Origin of the sequence: Intestinimonas sp. HCP28S3_D6 (assembly GCF_052065695.1) — a bacterium.
In the GTDB taxonomy this organism is placed as follows: Bacteria; Bacillota; Clostridia; order Oscillospirales; family Oscillospiraceae; genus Intestinimonas.
Map to the genome: position 1 here is coordinate 46,904 of NZ_JBQHTM010000014.1, position 18,301 is coordinate 65,204.

Consider the following 18,301-nt stretch of genomic DNA (forward strand, 5'->3'; position numbering starts at 1 on the left):
CTATTTTATTATACGCCCCCTTCCGTCAAAATGTAAAGCCGCCCGCCGCCCTTGCACCAGCCGCCCCCTTTGATTTATAATAGGAGAGAAACCACCCCGCCCGGGACAGCGCTTCCCCGCGGGTCCACGAAATGGAGGCACGTTCATGCTCAAAGGACGTTCCAGCGGCCTGCTCCTGCCCATCTTCTCCCTGCCCGGCGATTACGGCATCGGGACCATGGGCAGCGGCGCCCGTCAGTTCATCGATTTCCTCGCCCAGGCCAGGCAACACACCTGGCAGATCCTCCCCCTGGTCCCCCCGGGGAGCGGCGACTCCCCCTACATGTCCCCCTCCGCCTTCGCCGGCAACCCCTGGCTGCTGGATCTGGAGGAATTCGTCCAGCGGGGACTCCTCACCCAAGAGGAACTGAATTCCGCTCGTTACCCCGACCCCGACCGGGTGGATTACGACTGGCTCCGGGAGAACCGTCCTCCCCTGCTCCGCGCCGCCTGGCGCCGGGACACCGACACCGCCGCCCGGGCTGCCTTTCTGGCCGAGCAGGCCGACTGGCTCCCCGACCACGCCCTCTTCTCCGCCATCCATGAGAAGCTGGGGCTCCCCCTGGACCAGTGGCCCCATGACATCCGCTGTCGGGAACCCGAGGCCATGGCGCGCTGGCAGACAGAGCTCGCCGACGAGGTGGACTACCAGGTCTTCCTCCAGTACCACTTCTTCCGCCAGTGGAAGGCGTTGAAGGCCTACGCCAACCAGAAGGGTATTGCCATTATGGGCGACTTGCCCATCTACGTCTCCGCCGACAGCGTGGAGGTGTGGGCCCAGCCCCAGCTCTTCCAAATGGACGCCGACTTCGTTCCCACTGCCGTGGCCGGCGTCCCCCCCGACGCCTTTTCCGACGTGGGCCAGTATTGGGGCAACCCACTCTACGACTGGGCCGGCCACAGAGCCCAGCTCTTTGACTGGTGGACCCGGCGGCTCCGGAACGCCGCCCTTCTCTACGACCGGCTGCGCATCGACCACTTCCGGGGCTTCCATACCTACTGGGCCATTCCTGCCTCCTCCACTGTGGCCAAGGACGGCAAATGGGAGAAGGGCCCCGGCCAAGCCTTGCTAGACCATTTTGCCAAAGAGGTGCCGGAGCTGGAACTCATCGCCGAGGACCTGGGCGTACTGGACGACGACGTATGGCAGTTCATCCACAACTCCGGCATCCCCGGAATGAAGATCCTGGTCTTCGCCTTTGATCCCAACGGGGAGAGCTCCTACCTCCCCCACAACTGCCCCAAAGAGTCGGTGGTCTACACCGGCACCCACGACACCCCCACCTTTGTCCAGTGGCTCTTCGACGAGGCCACCCCCGCCGAGCGGGACTTCGCCTCCGACTACCTGCGGCTCCGGGCCGACGAGGGCTTCGGCTGGGGGGCCATCTGCGGCGCCTGGATGTGCCCCAGCGCCCTGGCCATCGCCCCCCTTCAGGACGTGCTGGGCTTGGGCGCCGACGCCCGGGTCAACTTCCCCGGCACCACCGGCCCCCTCAACTGGTCCTGGAGGGTTCGCTCCGCCGCCCTCAACCCCGATGTCTCCGGCAAGCTGGCGCACATTACCCGGACCTATCGCCGGGGATAAGAACTTATCTCATAAAAACGAGGCGCTTCCCTCCAGGGAAGCGCCTCGTCTTCTGTCGGATGACCGTCCTCAGAGTCCGTTGATGAAATCTGTCGCCGCCCTGTAATCCGCCTGGAACGCACCTATGATGTGGACCTCCGTCCCATCGGGAAGCCCAAGGCACATATGGGAGGTCTCCGGGTTGTTGGTCACGAAAGTGACGGAGCATGCCGCCCCCATGGAGGACTCCAGTCGGACCACGGCTTCAACGCCCGGGGCGCTGTTCGCCCGGCTGGGCTTTTCCTCCGCCGCCCCGGCGAAGGAGAGTTGGTCTAGCAGTCCCTTCAATTCCGCCGCCTGCGCCCCCTCCAGCGTCAGCGTCTGGCCGTCCTGCCGGGTGGCCCGGACCGTCTCATACCCGTCCAGGTCCCCCACATAGTCAGTCAGAGCGGGCCTGGCCTCCGCCGGTCGGCCCCGCCAGAGCAAGCCAGCTGCAAGAAAGAGCGCTGCTATCCCTGCCAGCAGCCACAACGTCGTTTTCCTGTTCCGGAATGCCTTCGTCACCGTCCGCACCACCCTTCATGGATCTGGTACCATCAGGATAGCACATTTCGCACTATGGTTAAATATTCTTTTCGTCTTTTACATCGCGGAACCCCGCCGCCGGAGAAACCACACCACCGCCTGGCGGCACAGGAACACGCCCGCGGCGAAGAGCGCCAACATCAAAAGTCCAAAGAGAGAGGACACTACACCGCCCACCATATAGTGGAGTCCCCAGCCCAGGCCGTGGACAAAGAGCCCGGCAAAACCCACCACCGAGGCCACCGCTCCCGCTCCCATGCTCAGCACACCGGCCACCCCGGCGCCGGCGATGAGGGTCAAAAGGCACAGCAGCAGACCTCCGGCCAGGGCGACGCCCCCCACCGCCAGGGGGATGACGATGGGCGCCCCGCATAAAGCCAGCACGACAAGCCACACCGGCCACCGCCGGTGCTGAGAGACCGGCTCCTCCCTGATCTCCCACGGCCCGTTTTCCATTTTTCCATCTGTGATCGCCCGCATGGCCATCCTTCCTTTCTCTGTTTTCAGCCCTATTGTAGTCCAGCTTTCTTAAACCAAGAGAAGATAAGGATTAAGATTCTTTAAAATCTTGGTCTTGAACCGTTTCCAAAAACCATCCAATTCTTTCCGTCAAAATACCATTGAAATCCACTAGGTTTTGTGGTATTTTCTTTACAGATTTATCAGTTGTAAAATCTGTCGATTTGTTATAGTATATAGGGTACGAAAAAATACGCCCCCGGTGGGTTCCGGGGCTATGAGGTGAACCTATGAGCCTTCGCATCGGCATCGACATCGGCTCCACCACCGTCAAGGTCGTGGTGCTGGATGAGGACAACAAACTCCTGTTCCGCTCCTACGAGCGGCACTATTCCAAGGCCCGGGAGCGGGCCTGTGAGACCCTCCACTCCATTCAGGACAAGCTGGCCGGAAAGGATGTGAAGCTGGTCATCACTGGCTCCGCCGGACTGGGCGTGGCCAAGGCCGCCGGCATCGACTTCGTTCAGGAGGTCTACGCCACCGCCGCCGCCGTCAACACCTACATCCCCGGCACCGACGCCGTCATCGAGCTGGGCGGTGAGGATGCCAAGATCATCTTCTTCGGCGGCGCTCTGGAGGAACGCATGAACGGCTCCTGCGCCGGCGGCACCGGCGCCTTCATCGACCAGATGGCCTCCCTGCTCAACGTCTCCATCGACGAGCTGGACGCTCTCTCCCTCAAGCACGAGAAGATTTATCCCATCGCCTCCCGCTGCGGCGTCTTTGCCAAGAGCGACATCCAGCCCATCCTCAACCAGGGTGGGCGGAAGGAGGACGTGGCCGCCTCCATCTTCCAGGCTGTGGTGGACCAGACCGTGGCCGGCCTTACCCAGGGCCGTGAGCTCAAGGGCAAGATCGTCTTTCTGGGCGGTCCCCTCTACTTCCTCATGGGCCTGCGGCAGCGGTTCGTGGAGACCCTGAAGCTGGACGAGGAGCACGCCATCTTCCCCGCCGATGGCGACTGCTTCGCCGCCATGGGCGCCGCCCTGTGCTCCACTGACTATGTGGAGCGCCCCTTTGACGAGGCCCTCAAGCTGCTGGAAGAGTCCGTGGAGGCCAAGAACACCATGGACACCCTCCTCCCCCTCTTTGACGGCCCCGAGCAGTATGAGGAATTTACCGTCCGCCACAATGCCAACCACCCTCCCGAGGTGGACGTGAGCACCTACACTGGCGACGCCTGGCTGGGCATCGACGCCGGCTCCACCACTACCAAGATGTGCCTCATCGCCCCCGACGGCGGCCTCCTCTACACCTACTACCACTCCAACCTGGGCAATCCGGTGGCGGTGGTGCTGGAGCAGCTCAAGGAGATCTATAAGCTCTGCGGCGACCGCATCACCATCAAGGGCGCCGCCGTCACCGGCTACGGCGAAGATCTGGTCAAGAACGCCTTCGGCTGTGACCTGGGCCTGGTGGAGACGGTGGCCCACTACAACGCCGCTGCCCACTTCAACCCCGACGTGGACTTCATCATCGACATCGGCGGCCAGGACATGAAGTGCTTCAAGATCCGCAACGGCGCCGTGGACTCCATCATGCTCAACGAGGCCTGCTCCTCCGGCTGCGGCTCCTTCATCGAGACCTTTGCCAAGGCCCTGGGCTACAACATCGCCGACTTCTCCAAGCTGGGCCTCTTCGCCCGGCATCCGGTGAACCTGGGCTCCCGCTGCACCGTGTTCATGAACTCCTCGGTGAAGCAGGCCCAGAAGGACGGTGCCAGCGTAGAGGACATCTCCGCCGGCCTCTCCATCTCCATCGTGAAGAACGCCGTCTACAAGGTCATCCGGGCCGCCTCCGCCGACGACCTGGGCAAGCACATCGTGGTCCAGGGCGGCACCTTCCTCAACGACGCCGTTCTCCGGGCCTTCGAGCTGGAGCTGGGCCGCAACGTCACCCGGCCCACCATTGCCGGCCTTATGGGCGCCTTTGGAGCCGCCCTGGCCGCCCGGGACCTTCATCTGGAGAAGAGCTCCCTGTTAAGTGAAAAGGCTTTGCAGTCCTTCACCCACACCGCAAAGCCGGTGACCTGCAACCTGTGCACCAACCACTGCTCCCTCACCGTCAACAGCTTCGACGGCGGGCGCAAATTCATCTCGGGCAACCGCTGCTCCCGCCCCTTGGGCAAGGAGAAGGTATCCATGCCCGACCTTATGGTCTACAAGTACAACAAGCTCCGGGCTATGGAGGGCAAGGGAGACGGCGACGGCTCCCGGGGCCGGATCGGCATTCCCTTTGGCCTCAACATGTACGAGAACCTGCCTTTCTGGTACACCTTCTTCACCAAGCTCAACTTCGAGGTGGTCCTCTCCCCCAAGTCCTCCCGGAAGCTCTACCTGAAGGGCCAGCACACTATCCCCTCCGACACGGTGTGCTACCCCGCCAAGCTCCTCCACGGCCACGTGGAGGCCCTGGTGGAGGAGGGCGTGGACGCCATCTGGTACCCCTGCATGTCCTACAACAACGACGAGGGCATCGGCGACAACCACTACAACTGCCCCGTGGTGGCCTACTACCCCGAGCTGCTGGCCGCCAACGTACCCGTTCTTAAGCAGACCAAGTACCTGGACCCCTATGTGGGCCTCTGGCGGCACAAGGACTTTGAAAAGCGCGTCGCCAAACTCATGGAGGAGGAGTTCGGCATCCCCAGGAAAGAGTCGGTCCGGGCTGCCAAGGCGGCCTACGACGCCTACGACGCCTACGTCCACGACGTGCGGGAGACCGGCGCCAAGTACATCGCCCAGGCCCGGGCCGAGGGCCGGAACATCATCGTGGTGTGCGGCCGCCCCTACCACATCGATCCGGAAATCAACCACGGTATCAACGACCTCATCACCTCCTTCGGCTTCGTGCTGGTCACCGAGGACGCCCTCTCCTACCTGGAGGGCTACGCCCCCCGGAAGGTCCTCAACCAGTGGACCTTCCAGAGCCGGATGTACAACGCTGCCCGGTACGTCTGCACCCAGCCCGACATGCAGGTGGTGCAGCTGGTCTCCTTCGGCTGCGGCACCGACGCCATCACCACCGACGAGATGCGCGACATCCTGGAAAAGGGCGGCAAGCTCTACACCCAGCTGAAAATCGACGACATCAACAACCTGGGCGCCGTGCGCATCCGCATCCGCTCCCTCATGGCAGCCATGGACGCCAGAAAGGGTCAGGAACCCGCCCGTGAAGAGGCTACCGCCTGAGGCCCAGCGCCTGTCAGGTAAAAATACATGACAGCGTCGACCCGATCCGGGCGCGCCCCCATCGCTGAAAGGAACTACTGTTATGGCAGAATTGGTATACGACAAGACGGGCCGTCTCCTCTTCACCAAGGAGATGAAGGAGGAGTACACCCTCCTGGTCCCCCAGATGCTCCCCGACCACTTCGCCCTGCTGGTGCGCATCATGCAGAACGAGGGCTACAAGGTGGAGATGCTGAGCAACACCGGCAAGCCGGTCATCGACGCCGGGCAGAAGTACGTCCACAACGACGCCTGCTACCCCGCCATCCTGGTTATCGGCCAGCTCATCAACGCGGTGCAGTGCGGCAAGTACGACCCCCACAAGGTGGCCCTGGTCATTACCCAGACCGGCGGCGGCTGCCGGGCCTCCAACTACATCCACCTGCTCCGCAAGGCCCTGGAGAAGGCGGGCCTCTCCTATGTCCCCGTCATCTCGGTGAACCTGTCCGGCCTGGAGCACAACCCCGGCTTCAAGCTCACCCTGGGCTTCATCCGCAAGGCCATCTTCGCCGTCATGTACGGCGACCTCATCATGAACGTGGGCAACCAGGTCCGCCCCTACGAGGTCACCGCCGGGGACACCGACCGGGTGACCTCCGAGTGCATGGACTTCCTGCTGGAGGACATGGCCAAGGGCAAGGGCCTCTCCTACAAGAGTATGGTGAAGAATTTTGACCGCATCATCGACCGCTTCAAGGCCATCCCCGTCACCGGCGAGGAGAAGGTCCGCGTGGGCGTGGTGGGCGAGATCTATGTCAAGTACGCCCCCCTGGGCAACAACAACCTCAACCAGTTCCTCCTCTCCGAGGGGGCGGAGCCGGTAGTCCCCGGTTTGGTGGACTTCGTCATTTTCAAGATCTACAACCGGGACGTGGATGTGGACCTCTACGGCGGCAAGTGGGTAAAGCAGGCGGTGTGCCGCCTCTTCGCCAACTATGTGAAAAAGTACCAGCACGCCCTCATCGACGCCCTGAAGCGCTCCAACCGCTTCCGGGCCCCCGGCGACTTTGACGAGCTCCACAGCTACATCAAGGGCTACCTGGGCGACGGCAATAAGATGGGCGAAGGCTGGCTTCTCACCGCTGAGATGCTGGAGCTCATCCACACCGGCGTGCCCAATATCGTCTGCACTCAACCCTTCGGCTGCCTGCCCAACCACATTGTGGGCAAGGGTATGATCCGCAAGCTCAAGGATGACTACCCCTGGAGCAACATTGTGGCCATCGACTACGACCCTGGCGCCACCAAGATCAACCAGGAAAACCGTATCAAGCTCATGCTGGCCAACGCCCGTGGCCTCGCCAAACAGCACGCCGAGGAGGAGGCTTACGCATCCGCTCCGGCGGACACCAAGGCTGAGCCTGTCAGCGTGTGATCTCCCTCCCCGGTCTCCCAGTTTGGGAGACCGGGGATTCCCCTATGGTGGGAATTTCCCTAGACTGGAGGAATACCAAATGGAACAGCTACACTTTGTGGACGCCTGTACTGATGAGCACTTTCGCGCCATGTCCCTCATCCACGCCTTAGGCTGGAGAGACACTTATGTGGACGCAGTGCCGGCGGAGTATATGGCTCGGGAGATCACCGATGAGCGCTGGGTCCCCTTTTTCCGGGACGACTATCGCCTCAAGCGCTGTCATGGTCTTTTGCTTTATAGAGATGACACTCCGGTGGCCTGCATCAACTATGGCCCTGCCCGGACCGAGAACTACAATGCCGGCACCAAGGAGGGCTCCGACTTTCCCAACGCCGCCTATGCCGGCTGGGGAGAGCTCATCTCCTTCTATACCCACCCCGCCGAACGGGGCAAGGGCTACGGCAGTCTCCTCATCGAGGAGGCCATGGACCGCCTGCGGCGGGAGGGCTACAAGAACTGCTTTGTCTTTGTTCTCCGGGAGAACGAAAAGGCTCGCCGGTTCTATGCCGCCCATGGCTTCTCCTGGGACGGCACCCACGCCGACATTCCCTTCCCCCCCGACGCTATCTGTGTGGACCTGCGCTACACAAGGGAGCTGTGACCATGAGAAAGCCGATCCTACCCGCCCTGCTGTGCGCCCTGGCCCTCTTGGCCGCCTGCGGCAAGGAGGAGCCCCTCAACTGGACGCCCACCCCCGCCACACCTCGGCCGACAGCCACTGCCGCTGCCGAAGATGAGGCGCCCTGGGCCTCCCTCACCGTGGACGACCTTCCCACCTCCCTGGCCGACCCCAACGATCTCTTTTCTGATGATAGTCCACAGGTCTATCTCCTGGGCTGCAAGCTCAGTGAAGAACTTTACCTTTACGGTCTGAACGACGGCTACGGCGGTGGCGTCCTCCTCCGCCGTGGGGAGGAGCTCACCCACTTCGACCAGGAATTCGCCTCTCCGGAGACCCCTGCCCTGCCGGAGCTCTACCTCACCGACACCGACGGTGACGATCAGGAGGAGCTGGCGGTCCGCTACCTCATGGAAGCCCAGGGGGACAGGATCGCCTATGACCTCCATGTCTATCGCCTGGTGGAGGACACCTGGTCCGACCTGGCTGTCACCCATGAGGTCTGTGCTCAGAAAGCGTTGGATGAAGTGACCACCGCTTATGATACCGGCACAGGACAGTTCACCCTGTCCTACGGCGCCACCAGCGCCGTCTACCAGGTACCCGGTCAGTACCAGTCCCACCCAGGCCAGCTTACGCTGGACACCTGCTTCTTCCGGGAACAGGAAGGAGTCTTCACCGTGGTGCTGGGTGCCCGGCTGGACGCCACCGGCGTCCTCTTTGCCAACGTGCTGGCCACCATCGACTGTGAAGGGGATACCTTTACCCTGCGGGACATCCGGGTAGAACCCACCACGGTGGTCTGAATTTGATATGGAAAGGAGGAGCACATATGGATGACGCCCGTATGGGCACCATGCCGGTACGTCCGCTTCTGCTGCGGATGGCCTGGCCCATGATGCTCTCTATGCTCATCCAGGCCCTCTACAACCTGGTGGACTCCATGTTCGTCTCCCGGCTCAGCGGAGAGGCCTTCCAAGCCCTGTCCCTGGCCTATCCGGTGCAGATGTTTATGGTGGCGGTCTGCGTGGGTGTTGGTGTAGGGCTCAATGCCCTCCTCTCCAAGCGTCTGGGCCAGGGAGACCGGACGGAGGCCAAGGCAGTGGCCCTCAACGGCGTATTCCTCTATCTGCTGTGCTACCTCATTTTCCTCTCCTTTGCCCTGTTCCTCACCCGGCCCTTCATGGCCTTCTTCACTGCCGATCCCACCATTCTGTCGGCGGGGAGGACCTACCTCACCATTGTCACCGGTGTCTCGGTGGGCATGACCATGCAGTTTACCACCGAGCGCATCCTTCTGGCCTGCGGCGACCCGGTGGGACCCATGGTGATCCAGGGGGTGGGCGCTGTGGTCAACCTGATTATGGACCCCATCCTCATTTTCGGTCTGGGGCCTTTCCCCGCCCTGGGAGTGGCCGGCGCCGCCATCGCCACTGTCATGGGCCAGTGGACCGGCATGGCCGTGGGCTTTCTTCTTCTCCGTCGGCTCCGTCGCTTCCCCCTCTCCCCCAAAGGTTTTCGCCCCAGAGGAGACATCCTGGCCGAGCTGTGCCGGATCGGCATCCCTGCTGCCGCAATGCAATCCCTCTCCTCTGTTATGACTCTGGGCCTCAACAAAATCATGGCCCTCTACGACCCCGGTGCCGTCTTTATCCTGGGCGCATATTTTAAACTCCAGACCTTCCTCATCATGCCGGTTTCCGGACTCACCAACGGACTCACCCCTTTGGTGGCCTACAACTACGGCGCCAGGAGCCGGGAGCGCATCCTGGCTCTGACCCGGTTCGCCCTGTTCCTGGGCGCCGTCATCATGGCTGTGGGCACTGTCCTGCTGCTCTTCATCCCCGGCCCCCTTCTTGGTCTCTTCGGCGCCGATCAGACCGTTCTGAACTCCGGTATCCCGGCCCTGCGGTGGATTGCTGTCGGTCTCATATTCAGCGGGCTCTCCACCGTGCTCTGTGCCGTCTTTCAGGCCCTTGGCGCCGCCATGACCAGTCTGGTTATCTCCCTGCTGCGCCAGGTGGTCCTCATCCTCCCCGCCGCCTATCTCCTTGGCCTTGTCCAAGCCCAGCTCACATGGCTCTCTTTTCCTCTGGCCGAGGTCCTCACCTGTCTGGCCGCGTTGATCCTTTTCCGCCGCATCCAAAGGAAAAGGCTGTCGGAATTGTGACCTGGTGACAGCTTTGGAACCAATCGTTACCCATTATTCATAACTTTATGGTTGTTTTCTTCCGTCAGAGAGGGTATAATCTACGGACGAACCATTCTTTATGCCCCAAGATATGGAAGGGAGGGCCTTCCCTTTGAAAAAGCTCATTACCCTATGCACTGCCTGTCTGCTGGCTCTATCCGGCTGCAATGGTGACACCTCGACCACGCCATCTCCAGAACTGTCGGAAACCCCCGTCGCCACTCTCGCTGTGGAGACACCAGTCCCCACCACTGAGGCTCCTGACGCTACGCCTCTGCCAACCGACACTCTGTCTCCGGAGGTTCAGCCCACGGAAACGCTGCCTCTCCCCACCGGTACACCCTTTCTGTGGGACGGCGACCCGGACAGTCTGACCCTCAACGACTTCCCTACCCAGCTCTCCAGCGGCGAGCAGGTATTGGAGGCTGTCACAGCACTGGGCCCGGATGATGCGGGACTTTATCTGGTGTGTCAGATCCCGGACCAGGATACTTGGCTCTATGCCGCCTGCGGACCGGGGGACAAACAGGGTCTCATTCTTCGGGTAGGTACCGAGTGGCGCTACGACACCATCCCCTTCCTCTCTGACCAGGCGTATATGCCGGCTATGGCCTATGGGGACTTCGACGGTGACCAGTCCCAGGAGTTGGCTGTGGTACCCTATCTGGGTGGTAACACAGGCGGCAATACCTGGGGCCTTTATATGGTAGATTTCAGCACCGGCAGCTGGGATGTCCAGCAGTTTACCCCCGGTGACTATGTGGCGATTTTGTCTCTGTCGGTGTCCAGCAGCTATAATGCCGATGCCAACACCGTTACCATTACCGCCGGTGACGCCCAGCTCACTCTGGATATGACCGAATTGGGTTTCCCCGTTCCTGGCGGCGAAGTGGTGGTCTCCCCCGGCAGTCTGGCCCTCTTTACCACCGAGGGTGACGATCTCTACGCCACCTTCTCTCTAGACCTGAATGCGCCTGCCATCCCAGAGGGCAGTCTGGACCAGGCCGTCCTGCTTCATACAGAAGTAGTCTACACCGGTTCCGCCTTCGGCCTCAACGCTCCCTCCCTGTCTCTGCCGGAAATTTAAAACGACATATCTACCCCCTCCCCACCGTACATTGTGAGGAGGGGGTATTTTTATGTCTTTTTCTTCTCTGGCAGATGCTCTGTCGGTCCCCGGCCTGTTGCCTGTTGCCCTCCTAACGCTGGGCGTCATTTTGGTCAACGGCTGGACCGACGCCCCCAACGCCATCGCCACCGCCGTGGCCTCCAAAGCCCTTTCCTTCTCCGCTGCTGCCATGCTTGCGGCGGCGTGCAACCTGTTGGGCGCCCTTCTCTCCGCCGTCTATTTCCCCGCCGTCACCCGTACCGTCCTGGAACTGGCCCAGTTTGGCGACGACCGACAGACCGCGCTGTGGACTCTCTGTGCCGCCATGGCCGCCATTGTCATATGGTCCACAGCGGCCTGGCTGTTCGGCATCCCCACCAGTGAGAGCCATGGACTGCTGGCCGGGCTGACAGGCGCCTCTCTTGCTCTGGATGGGGGTATCAATAACGTGGGCCTATGGGCTTGGATCAGGCTCTTGCTGTCTCTCCCGCTGTCCGTGGGGCTGGGCTGGCTCCTAGCAAAGATTTTTTCCGCCTGTCCGGCCCAGCCATGGAGCGCCGCCTTTTATCGCTGTGCCCAGCGTGTAAGCGCGGCGGCCATGGCCTTCCTCCACGGCGCCCAGGATGGGCAGAAATTTCTGAGCATCTTTTTGCTGGGTCTCGCTCTGGCCACCGGACAGAGCAGCACCGCCGGACCCACACCTCTGTGGCTCACCGCCCTGTGTGCCGGAACTATGGCTCTGGGTACCGCCCTCGGAGGCCGTAAGATCATTGACACTGTGGGGCGAGACATGGTGTCTCTGGACCTCCGCCGGGGACTGGTCGCCGACTTGGCCGGGGCTGGCGCCCTTTTCCTCTGCACCCTTCTGGGTCTCCCCGTCTCCACCACCCACACCAAAACCGCCGCCATTTTGGGAGCCGGATGTCATCCAAACTGGAAGGTCGCCCGCTCTATCGTCCTGGCCTGGTTGTTTACCTTTCCAGCCTGCGGCTTTCTGGGCTTTCTCTGCACCAAATTACTCTTGTTTTTTCTGTAAAACCTCTTTTCATTCGGCAGAAAAGTGTATATAATGATGATGTATGTGCAGCGGCGGGTCGTCCAGGACGGCGGGCGCCGCAATCAGATCAACGGAGGAAAAACCATGGAAAGATTAGTCGGCACCGTATCCAGAGGCATCCGGGCTCCCATCATCCGGGAAGGAGACGACATCGCCCAGATCGTGGTGGACAGTGTTCTGGCCGCTTCCGAGAGCGCGGGCTTCCAGCTGGATGACCGGGACGTGGTGGCTGTGACCGAGGCCGTGGTGGCCCGTGCCCAGGGCAATTACGCCACCGTGGACCAGATCGCCGCTGACGTCCGCAGCAAGTTCGGTGACCACACCGTGGGTGTGGTCTTCCCCATCCTCAGTCGGAACCGCTTCGCCATCTGCCTCAAGGGCATTGCCACTGGCGCTAAGAAGATCGTTCTCATGCTCAGCTATCCCTCCGACGAGGTGGGCAACCACCTCATCGACCTTGACCTGGTGGACGAGAAGGGCGTAGACCCCTACAAGGATGTGCTCTCCGAGGCCAAATATCGGGAGCTTTTCGGCTATCACAAGCATGTCTTTACCGGTGTGGATTACATCGAATATTACAAAGAGGTTATCACCAGTTGTGGCTGTGAAGTAGAGGTGATCCTGGCCAACGATTGTCGGGCTATCCTGGACTACACCAAGTATGTCCTCTGCTGTGACATCCACACCCGGGAGCGCTCCAAGCAGCTGCTGAAAAAGGCCGGCGCCGAGGTTGTTCTGGGTCTGGATGACCTGATGACCGCCCCTGTGGACGGCAGCGGTTGCAATGAGAAATACGGTCTGCTGGGCAGCAACAAGGCCACTGAAGAGAAGATCAAGCTCTTCCCGCGGGATTGTCAGCCCATCGTGGACCGCATTCAGAAGAGTTTTGAGGAGAAAACTGGCAAGCACATTGAGGTCATGATCTATGGCGATGGCGCCTTCAAGGACCCCGTGGGCAAGATTTGGGAGCTGGCCGATCCGGTGGTCTCTCCCGCCTACACCGCCGGCCTGGAGGGACAGCCCAACGAGGTTAAGCTGAAGTATCTGGCCGACAACGACTTCGCCGACCTATCTGGCGACGCCCTCAAGGACGCCATCTCCGACTACATCCGTCACAAGGATGCCGACCTGAAGGGCAAGATGGTTTCCCAGGGTACCACCCCCCGCCGGCTCACCGACCTCATCGGCTCCCTGTGCGACCTGACCTCCGGCAGCGGTGACAAGGGCACCCCCATCATCCTGGTCCAGGGCTATTTTGACAACTACACGAAGTAAGGATTACTCTCCCAAGCCCCCGGTGCTCTGCTCCGGGGGCTTTTTTTGCTTTTTTACAAGTTTTCCCCTGCGCTGGGAACCTTTCATCTCCACTTTCGTCTAAAGATTTGGTAAAATAAAGGAGTCCAATGCTTACCAAGGATGGAGGTCAGACCATGAAGAAGCTGCTCGCTCTGCTCCTCAGCGCCGCCCTGCTCTGTGGGACGGCCCTCCCTGCCCTGGCCGAACCGGAAAATGCCGATGCCAGGCTCACCCAGGTGACTCAGGCCGTCAAATCCACTCTGGACCTGGACACCACCGCCTACACCGATTTCCACGGTGACAGCACCGAGGACATCCTGACGCCGGTATGGTATCTCACCTGGACCGGTGATACCGGTTCCCTCACCATCGAGGCCTTGGAGAACGGTACGGTAATCAGTTACTCCATATCGGAATACACCGAGACGCCAGAGCCCCTCACCGGCAGCACCCTGCCCGCCTTCCCGGCGGTGGACAACGATGCCGCCACCGCCGCCGCCCAGGCATTTCTGGACAAGGTACTTGACAAGCGCACGGAGTCAGCGGAGCTGAAGCTCACCCGCTCCCCCGACCTCAGCAGCGGAGACTACCGCTTTACCGCTGACATCCTCTTAAACGGCCTGCCCTCCCCCCTGTCCCTCTCCATCACCGTCCGGGCGGAGGATATGGAAGTGATCCGCTTCAGCCGGGACGTGCTGGCCAATTCCTGCCTGGGGGGCATCCCTTCGGCTACCCCCAGCACCACTCAGGCCCAGGCCACCGCCCTTCTACGGGACACTCTGGACCTGCGGCTGGAGTATGTTCCCTCCGAGGATGATTCTTCCCACGCCGTCCTCCGGTACCTACCCGAGTACGGACACGATTTTTACGTAGATGCCACAACCGGTGAGCTCATCGACCTCACCGAATTGGAAAACGGGATGTTTAAGAACGGTCTGGGCGCCGGTGCCGCTGCCGACTCCACTGAGTCGGCACCCTCAGCCCCCCTGGACAAGGGTGAACTCACCGAGGCCGAGCAGGCCGGCATCCAGAGGCTGGAGGGCGTTCAGTCCAAGGAGGCGCTGGACGCCGGACTTCGTTCCGTAAAAGAATATGGCCTTACTGGCTATGAGCTGGTCAGCACCTCCTACACCCTGCTGGAGGGCGACAAGGAGACGGAGGACCGGGTAACCTGCGCCCTCCAGTACAGCTGCTCCTCCGAGGACGGTGTCTGGCGCCGGACCTTCACCATGGACGCCAAGACCGGCGTGGTGGAGGGCATCTACTCCCAGGGGCCTTGGAATGAAGAGCGTAAGCCTGTCCTCACCGCAGAGGAGGCACAGGCCAAGGCTAAGGCCTTCCTGGATGCCTATTACCCCGACCACACCGGGCACCTGGAACTCTATGAGAGCTACACCGACTCCGTGGCAGAGGGGTCCCCCTTCTACTCCTTCACCTTCGCCCGGCAGGAGAACGGCTACTTCTTCCCCAGCCACTATTATGCTATGGGCATCGATTCCACCGACGGCTCGGTGAGCAGTCTGTCCTTTACCTATGAGGAAAACGTCATCTTTGGCGCCCCCGACGGCATCATCGACGCCGAGGCGGCTCTGGATGCCTGGCTGAGCACCTATGATGTAACTCTGGGCTATCTCTATGTTCCTGAGCCCCTGGTCGCCGGCGACACCGCCCAGGACAAGCTCCTCCAGCTGGGCTTCCAGTCCTTCTACCATCTGAAGCTGGGCTATACCCTGGAGCGGGAGGGCTCTTATCTGGGCATCGACGCCAAGACCGGAGAGCCAGTGGCGCGTCAGTATGAACCGTCGGAGGGCCTTAACTACACCGACCTGGAGGGCCACTGGGCCCAAGCGACAGTGGAAACCCTGGCCGGTTATGGCGTTGGCTATGACGCCGACACCTTCGGACCTGAACAGGCCCTCACCCAGTGGGACCTGGTAAGCCTCCTTTACAGTTTGGACTACTGTGCCGTGGACCCCGCCAGTGAGGACCAGGATCTGCGGAATGAGGTCTATGCTGCTGCCTACCGCGCCGGCACCCTCACCAAGGAGGAACGGAACGACAACGCCCTCCTCACCCGGGCCAGTGTCATCAAAATGCTACTGGACCGGGCAGGCTACGGCAAGGTGGCCGGGTTAGAGGGCATTTTCACCTGTGCTTTCGACGATCAGGAAACCATCCCTGAAGGCGAGCTGGGTTACGCTGCCCTGGCCCAGGGCCTGGGCCTGGTGGAGGGCGCCTACGCCGGACAGCGTACCGCTACCCGTGCCGAGGCTGCCATCCTCCTCTACCGGCTCATGGAGAGCTGACCGCCGCAAAATCAAAGACCGCCGTCCGGCACAGCCGGGCGGCGGTCTTTTCTCTCTTCTCTCTTTCGCGGTGGTTCAGCAAAGGTCCTTGACGGTCTTGCCGATGTTCTGGGTTGTGAGGCCATAGCGCTTCAGCACCTAGGCAGCAGGACCGAAGCAGATAAACCGGCCAGGTGTTGACCTGCCGGCCCAGCTTGGCCTGGACCTCCACCTTGTCTCCCTCGGTGATGGCCACCTCGCGCATGTTGTCGCCAATAGCCATGATCTTCAGGGACTTGGACACAGCCTCGCCAATGGCGGCGCGCATCCAGGCATCCAGCCGCTTCTGGACGTTCTCGTCATGCCAATAGCCGGCAATTACTTTCCGGGGCATCCCGGCCGGGCGGTTATGAAGCCGTGCTCCTGGTCGCCGTGGTCAGCCTGGTTCAGGTTCATGAAGTCCATGTCAATCTCCTCGTTGGGGATCTCGAGGTTATACTGGGTGGTGAAGTGGCAGTAGGGCTTCTGGTGATCGACAAAGCTGTTGATCCACATCTTGGAGGGAGAGAAGGTGTGGCACCAAATAACGATGCCCAGGCAGTTGTTGTCGTGGTTGGCCTCCTTGACTACGTCGGCAGTTTTCTTGTTGGATTTGGCGGTGACCTTGTACACCAGCTTGCAGGGAAGATTGCCGGGGGCGTTGATCTTTTCGGTCATCTCAGCGGCCCGGGCGGTCACAGTCTCCAGCACCTCGGGGCTGTATAGGAACTGACTGCCCACCACAAATCAGAATTCCTTGTTATCCATGTTTCTGATCTCCAATTCTTTCAAAACATCGTCTGTATTCAGGTGTTCCACGGCGGCGCGCTCCGCCGCCAGACCAGGCAGGTACCGGCCCATGAAGGCCTCGAAGCCAGCCTGATCCTCTTTCTGGGGCGGCAGAGTGACCACCTTCTGACCGGCAAAGACCTGACGGTCCAGGTAGTCCTCCAGGCTCTGCCCCGGCTGGTGCCGGACCGGCAGAGGCCGTCCCTCCTCCAGGTCGGCGATGGGCTGCCCGAGAGATAGTTACTCAGCAGCAGTCCGCCACCGTCTGCCTCCCCCTGGAGGGCGGAGGTGAATATGGCGGTAAAGACCTGGTTCATGTCCGTCCAGGGACTGACCCAGGGCGGTGTGAAAACCCTTAAAAACCTCCGCCCAGGCGTTGATCTCATTGGTGCAATTGTTACAGTGGATCATGGCTACCGGCTTGCCGGTGGGGGTGGTCACCATGTCGATCTCGGGATAGACCCTGGAGAGGGCCTTCTCCAGCACGATCATGGTAAAAACCGAGGTGCCGGCAGTCACGTTGCCCGTCCGCTCGGCCACGGCATTGGTGGTCGCCATGCCGGTACCGGCATGGCCCTCGGGGGGCGCCAGCGGAATCCCTGCCTCCAGGGTGCCGGTGGGTCGAGCAGCTTCGCCCCCTCTGGGGTGAGTCGGCCGGCGTCGTAGCCGGCGGAGAGTACCCCGGGCAGGATGTCCCGCAGCTTCCAGGGATGCCACTTCTCCGCCACCAGGGCGTCGAAGGAGTCCAGCATAGCCGGGTCATAGTCGCAGGTCTTGCTGTCGATGGGAAACATACCGCTGGCTTCCCCACCCCCAGTACCCGCTGTCCGGTGAGCTTGTAGTGGACATAGCCCGCCAGGGTGGTGAGATAGTCGATGTCCCCCACATGCCCCTCGCCGTTGAGGATGGCCTGATAGAGATGTGCCACCGACCAGCCCTGGGGGATATTAAATTGGAATTGCTCCTTCAGGGCCGCGACAGCAGGGCCGGTGATGGCGGTGCGCCGATCGGACTCGTGACCCACCTGGGCAAAGCCCACGGTGATCAGATCACCGCCGACGGAGGTCTCAGCGGGAGTGCTGGCTTCCACTTAGCCGGTCTCGGCGGGAGCAGGAGTGGAGGCGCTGCCGCCGCCACAGGCGTCCAGGGAAAGACCCAAGCGTCATGGCGAGGAAATTCCTTCTCATTGTTGATCTCTCCATTTCTTCAGTTTTCGCCGTCAACTCCCTGAAACTGGTCTCTGGACTTTGTACCTTCAGTACACTCCAGTTGGAAAACCACATCAATAATTCATCCGTATAAATATGTTTTTTTATTTCATAAACAATATAAATCTTTCTCGTTTCCACTCGTACGGAAATAACAATATAATTTAAGTCTAAAATATTGTATATTTCTTATTTTTATGTAAATGTTTTTAATTTTTTATAAAACCAGCTTATTATTCCGACGCACTTTTATTTTTTAAAATTTTCGCAAATTGCAAGTGCAAGCTGGACACCTGCACGGTAGAACTTAGTTAATCAGAGCGTCGGTCAGGATGGAAGCCGCTGGCTTCCATCC

At 60.9% G+C, this 18,301-nt stretch carries 15 protein-coding genes and 1 pseudogene; 10 read left to right on the forward strand and 6 right to left on the reverse strand.

Going from position 1 to position 18,301, the window contains the following annotated elements; translation table 11 throughout:
• Nucleotides 1–145: 145 nt before the first annotated feature.
• Nucleotides 146–1,624: a 4-alpha-glucanotransferase gene (gene malQ / locus ACTNBK_RS06635; protein ID WP_441144689.1), complete on the forward strand. Its 1,479-nt coding sequence runs from the start codon at nt 146–148 to the stop codon at nt 1,622–1,624.
• A 69-nt stretch (nt 1,625–1,693) separates the two neighbouring features.
• Here malQ and ACTNBK_RS06640 read toward each other — a convergent pair whose 3' ends face one another.
• Entirely contained in the window at nt 1,694–2,167 is a 474-nt protein-coding gene (locus ACTNBK_RS06640; protein WP_441144691.1) for a hypothetical protein, read from the reverse strand.
• Between the two features lie 78 nt (nt 2,168–2,245).
• Nucleotides 2,246–2,668: a hypothetical protein gene (locus ACTNBK_RS06645; RefSeq protein WP_441144693.1), complete on the reverse strand. Its 423-nt coding sequence runs from the start codon at nt 2,666–2,668 to the stop codon at nt 2,246–2,248.
• A 269-nt stretch (nt 2,669–2,937) separates the two neighbouring features.
• On the opposite strand from ACTNBK_RS06645, the gene ACTNBK_RS06650 reads away from it, so the two are divergent.
• From ACTNBK_RS06650 to ACTNBK_RS06690, 9 genes are all read left to right on the forward strand, one after another.
• Entirely contained in the window at nt 2,938–5,898 is a 2,961-nt protein-coding gene (locus tag ACTNBK_RS06650; RefSeq protein WP_441144695.1) for an acyl-CoA dehydratase activase, read from the forward strand.
• Nucleotides 5,899–5,980: 82 nt separating this feature from the next.
• Complete coding sequence (locus ACTNBK_RS06655) at nt 5,981–7,312, forward strand: 2-hydroxyglutaryl-CoA dehydratase (protein WP_441144697.1); 1,332 nt, start codon at nt 5,981–5,983, stop codon at nt 7,310–7,312.
• Between the two features lie 79 nt (nt 7,313–7,391).
• Nucleotides 7,392–7,955, forward strand: a complete 564-nt coding sequence (locus tag ACTNBK_RS06660; protein ID WP_441144699.1) for an N-acetyltransferase family protein — start codon at nt 7,392–7,394, stop codon at nt 7,953–7,955.
• 2 nt (nt 7,956–7,957) lie between these two features.
• Nucleotides 7,958–8,779, forward strand: coding sequence for a hypothetical protein (locus ACTNBK_RS06665; RefSeq protein ID WP_441144700.1), 822 nt, complete (start codon nt 7,958–7,960; stop codon nt 8,777–8,779).
• Nucleotides 8,780–8,805: 26 nt separating this feature from the next.
• Nucleotides 8,806–10,143 (forward strand): MATE family efflux transporter, encoded by a 1,338-nt coding sequence (locus ACTNBK_RS06670; protein WP_441144702.1) that lies wholly within the window; start codon nt 8,806–8,808, stop codon nt 10,141–10,143.
• Nucleotides 10,144–10,276: 133 nt separating this feature from the next.
• Nucleotides 10,277–11,251: a hypothetical protein gene (locus tag ACTNBK_RS06675; RefSeq protein WP_441144704.1), complete on the forward strand. Its 975-nt coding sequence runs from the start codon at nt 10,277–10,279 to the stop codon at nt 11,249–11,251.
• Nucleotides 11,252–11,303: 52 nt separating this feature from the next.
• Nucleotides 11,304–12,308 carry an anion permease gene (locus ACTNBK_RS06680; RefSeq protein ID WP_441144706.1) on the forward strand — a complete coding sequence of 335 codons (1,005 nt, stop codon included), beginning with the start codon at nt 11,304–11,306 and terminating at the stop codon, nt 12,306–12,308.
• Nucleotides 12,309–12,413: 105 nt separating this feature from the next.
• Nucleotides 12,414–13,604 carry a coenzyme F420-0:L-glutamate ligase gene (locus tag ACTNBK_RS06685; protein ID WP_441144708.1) on the forward strand — a complete coding sequence of 397 codons (1,191 nt, stop codon included), beginning with the start codon at nt 12,414–12,416 and terminating at the stop codon, nt 13,602–13,604.
• 155 nt (nt 13,605–13,759) lie between these two features.
• Nucleotides 13,760–15,931 (forward strand): S-layer homology domain-containing protein, encoded by a 2,172-nt coding sequence (locus tag ACTNBK_RS06690; protein WP_441144709.1) that lies wholly within the window; start codon nt 13,760–13,762, stop codon nt 15,929–15,931.
• Here the strand turns inward: ACTNBK_RS06690 and ACTNBK_RS06695 are convergent.
• From ACTNBK_RS06695 to ACTNBK_RS06710, 4 genes and pseudogenes are all read right to left on the reverse strand, one after another.
• Nucleotides 15,918–16,238 carry an L-arabinose isomerase family protein gene (locus ACTNBK_RS06695; RefSeq protein WP_441144717.1) on the reverse strand — a complete coding sequence of 107 codons (321 nt, stop codon included), beginning with the start codon at nt 16,236–16,238 and terminating at the stop codon, nt 15,918–15,920. The two genes, ACTNBK_RS06690 and ACTNBK_RS06695, sit on opposite strands and share 14 nt — an antisense overlap.
• A gap of 36 nt (nt 16,239–16,274) precedes the next feature.
• Nucleotides 16,275–16,693, reverse strand: a pseudogene (locus ACTNBK_RS06700) (L-arabinose isomerase); the annotation flags it as partial.
• 3 nt (nt 16,694–16,696) lie between these two features.
• Nucleotides 16,697–16,861 (reverse strand): hypothetical protein, encoded by a 165-nt coding sequence (locus ACTNBK_RS06705; RefSeq protein ID WP_441144711.1) that lies wholly within the window; start codon nt 16,859–16,861, stop codon nt 16,697–16,699.
• Nucleotides 16,862–16,978: 117 nt separating this feature from the next.
• A complete protein-coding gene (locus ACTNBK_RS06710; protein ID WP_441144713.1) occupies nt 16,979–17,455 on the reverse strand; it encodes an FGGY-family carbohydrate kinase in 477 nt (158 codons plus the stop codon).
• Between the last annotated feature and the right edge of the window lie 846 nt (nt 17,456–18,301).